The organism is Pusillimonas sp. T2, from assembly GCF_002236805.1.
Lineage (GTDB): Bacteria > Pseudomonadota > Gammaproteobacteria > Burkholderiales > Burkholderiaceae_B > Neopusillimonas.
In genome coordinates, this window is record NZ_NIQA01000025.1 from 1,916 (window position 1) to 5,352 (window position 3,437).

Here is a 3,437-nt window from a genome sequence, read left to right on the forward strand (position 1 = left end):
TTGTTCAGTTTTGATGGTTCAACCATCAAAACTTTTTGTCTCTTACGAGACGAAATGGATTTGTTCTTTGAAAACTAGATAAAGTGTTAATTGATAGTCAAGAAATTACCGAGTATCGCCATTTTAGGTTTAATCCTAACTTAGTAAGTAAGTGAATCAAATTTTGATTTAGCAGCGAGAAGGTCGAGGAAGCGAAGGAGCGAACACCGGAGCGCACTTAGTCGTGCGTGAGGATGTGAACGACTGAAGCTGACGAAGAGATTCGAAGCTGATAAAGCAAAATTTAGGTTAAGTTATGAAGGGCGCACGGTGGATGCCTTGGCACTAGGAGCCGATGAAGGACGGGACTAACACCGATATGCTTCGGGGAGCTGTAAGTGAGCTTTGATCCGGAGATTTCCGAATGGGGGAACCCATTGTTCGTAATGGAACAGTATCCATACTTGAATACATAGAGTATGGAAGGCAGACCCAGGGAACTGAAACATCTAAGTACCTGGAGGAAGAGAAAGCAAATGCGATTCCCTGAGTAGCGGCGAGCGAAACGGGATGTAGCCCAAACCAAGAGGCTTGCCTCTTGGGGTTGTAGGACACTCTATACGGAGTTACAAAGGAACGGAGTAGACGAAGAAGTCTGGAAAGGCTCGTCAAAGAAGGTAACAACCCTGTAGTTGAAACTTCGTTCCCTCTTGAGTGGATCCTGAGTACGGCGGGACACGTGAAATCCCGTCGGAAGCTGGGAGGACCATCTCCCAAGGCTAAATACTACCTAGTGACCGATAGTGAACCAGTACCGTGAGGGAAAGGTGAAAAGCACCCCGGGAGGGGAGTGAAATAGAACCTGAAACCGTGTGCCTACAAGTAGTCAGAGCCCGTTAACGGGTGATGGCGTGCCTTTTGTAGAATGAACCGGCGAGTTACGATCCCATGCAAGGTTAAGTCGATGAGACGGAGCCGCAGCGAAAGCGAGTCTGAACAGGGCGAATGAGTATGTGGTCGTAGACCCGAAACCAGGTGATCTACCCATGTCCAGGATGAAGTCCAGGTAACACTGGATGGAGGTCCGAACCCACGCACGTTGAAAAGTGCGGGGATGAGGTGTGGGTAGCGGAGAAATTCCAATCGAACTTGGAGATAGCTGGTTCTCTCCGAAATAGCTTTAGGGCTAGCCTCATGTGTAAGAGTCTTGGAGGTAGAGCACTGTTTGGACTAGGGGCCCTCATCGGGTTACCGAATTCAGACAAACTCCGAATGCCAAAGACTTATCCATGGGAGTCAGACTGCGAGTGATAAGATCCGTAGTCGAAAGGGAAACAGCCCAGACCACCAGCTAAGGTCCCAAAGTATACGTTAAGTGGAAAAGGATGTGGAGTTGCTTAGACAACCAGGATGTTGGCTTAGAAGCAGCCACCATTTAAAGAGTGCGTAATAGCTCACTGGTCGAGTGACTCTGCGCCGAAAATGTACCGGGGCTAAACGTATCACCGAAGCTGTGGATTGACACCTCTGGTGTCAGTGGTAGGAGAGCGTTCTAAGGACAGTGAAGTCAGACCGTAAGGACTGGTGGAGTGCTTAGAAGTGAGAATGCCGGTATGAGTAGCGAAAGATGGGTGAGAATCCCATCCACCGAATGCCTAAGGTTTCCTGAGGAAGGCTCGTCCGCTCAGGGTTAGTCGGGACCTAAGTCGAGGCCGATAGGCGTAGACGATGGACAACAGGTTGATATTCCTGTACCACCTCTTTTCCGTTTGAGCAATGGGGGGACGCAGGAGGATAGGGTAAGCGCACTGCTGGATATGTGCGTCTAAGCAGTTAGGCTGATGATGAGGAAAATCCCGTCATCGTGAAGGCTGAGCTGTGACAGCGAGCGAATTATAGTAGCGAAGTTCCTGATTCCACACTGCCAAGAAAAGCCTCTAGCGAGGAAAAAGGTGCCCGTACCGCAAACCGACACAGGTAGGCGAGGAGAGAATCCTAAGGTGAGCGAGAGAACTCTCGTTAAGGAACTCGGCAAAATGACCCCGTAACTTCGGGAGAAGGGGTGCTCTTTGGGGTGCATAGCCTCGAAGAGCCGCAGTGAATAGGCCCAGGCGACTGTTTAGCAAAAACACAGGTCTCTGCGAAGCCGTAAGGCGAAGTATAGGGGCTGACGCCTGCCCGGTGCTGGAAGGTTAAGAGGAGTGCTTAGCGCAAGCGAAGGTGCGAATCGAAGCCCCAGTAAACGGCGGCCGTAACTATAACGGTCCTAAGGTAGCGAAATTCCTTGTCGGGTAAGTTCCGACCCGCACGAAAGGCGTAACGATCTGGGCACTGTCTCAACGAGAGACTCGGTGAAATTATAGTACCTGTGAAGATGCAGGTTACCCGCGACAGGACGGAAAGACCCCGTGGAGCTTTACTGTAGCCTGATATTGAATTTTGGTACAGCTTGTACAGGATAGGTAGGAGCCTTGGAAACCGGAGCGCCAGCTTCGGTGGAGGCGTTGGTGGGATACTACCCTGGCTGTATTGAAATTCTAACCCGCGCCCCTTATCGGGGTGGGAGACAGTGTCAGGTGGGCAGTTTGACTGGGGCGGTCGCCTCCTAAAGAGTAACGGAGGCGCCCAAAGGTTCCCTCAGAATGGTTGGAAATCATTCGCAGAGTGTAAAGGCACAAGGGAGCTTGACTGCGAGACCTACAAGTCGAGCAGGGACGAAAGTCGGGCTTAGTGATCCGGTGGTTCCGCATGGAAGGGCCATCGCTCAACGGATAAAAGCTACCCCGGGGATAACAGGCTTATCTCCCCCAAGAGTCCACATCGACGGGGAGGTTTGGCACCTCGATGTCGGCTCATCGCATCCTGGGGCTGTAGTCGGTCCCAAGGGTTGGGCTGTTCGCCCATTAAAGCGGTACGCGAGCTGGGTTCAGAACGTCGTGAGACAGTTCGGTCCCTATCCGTCGTGGGCGCAGGAAATTTGAGAGGAGCTGTCCTTAGTACGAGAGGACCGGGATGGACGCACCGCTGGTGTACCAGTTGTCTTGCCAAAGGCATCGCTGGGTAGCTATGTGCGGAAGGGATAAGTGCTGAAAGCATCTAAGCATGAAGCCCCCCTCGAGATGAGATTTCCCATCACTTTATGTGAGTAAGATCCCTGGAAGATGACCAGGTAGATAGGTCAGAGGTGGAAGCATGGCGACATGTGGAGCTGACTGATACTAATCGATCGAGGACTTAACCACAAAGAGTCATTTTTAAATGAACAACACGGCAATACCGGTATTCTTGACATCAATCCTTTATCTAGTTTTGAGGGAACAAACCCTTCAATTGAATATTCGTCTGGTGATTATGGCGAAGAGGTCACACCCGTTCCCATGCCGAACACGGAAGTTAAGCTCTTCAGCGCCGATGGTAGTTGGGGGATCTCCCCCTGTGAGAGTAGGACATCGCCAGGC

General features: G+C 51.2%; 2 rRNA genes. Both read left to right on the top strand.

Annotated features, from left to right (window positions below):
• The first annotated feature begins 286 nt into the window (after positions 1 to 286).
• Positions 287 to 3,221 (top strand): 23S ribosomal RNA (locus PuT2_RS15495).
• A gap of 99 nt (positions 3,222 to 3,320) precedes the next feature.
• Positions 3,321 to 3,437, top strand: a 5S ribosomal RNA gene (gene rrf / locus PuT2_RS15500).